This window comes from Aphanothece microscopica RSMan92 (genome assembly GCF_046613545.2).
Taxonomy (GTDB): domain Bacteria; phylum Cyanobacteriota; class Cyanobacteriia; order PCC-6307; family Cyanobiaceae; genus NIES-981.
Genome location: NZ_JBKKKY020000668.1, coordinates 1 through 392 on the forward strand (window position 1 = coordinate 1; position 392 = coordinate 392).

Below are 392 nucleotides of genomic sequence, written 5' to 3' on the forward strand. Positions count from 1 at the left end.
GCCGCGGGGCGGATGCCAGGGCCCCCGAAGGCACGCGCGGCACCCATGCCGACTTCCTGGCCGAGGTCGCCCGCCAGGGCCAGTTCCGCCTGGCCGAGGATACCGACCTCACGGCCGCGATCCTGCCCACCTTCTATGTGCTGGACCAGATCAAGAACCGCCACATCGCGCCCTTCGTCACCCGCGCCCGCGCCGACTTCCGCCAGTCGAACCCCTGGAAGGCGCGCGCGCTGGAACTGGTGCTGGGCCGCGCCATGGACCGGTTCCAGAAACCCTCGCGGCGCGAGGAAACCTTTGCCCGCGACTTCGAATACCGCCTGATCGTCCTCGACCACATCTGACCCGCCGCGCCCGGTTCGGCACGCGGACCGGGGCGCTGCCCCGGACCCCGG

1 protein-coding gene is annotated in these 392 nt (G+C 71.9%); it reads left to right on the forward strand.

Annotation, left to right across the window (positions count from 1 at the left end):
* A partial coding sequence (locus ACLD7X_RS19550) for a hypothetical protein (protein WP_411425342.1) occupies positions 1-341 on the forward strand: 341 nt, incomplete at its 5' end.
* Between the last annotated feature and the right edge of the window lie 51 nt (positions 342-392).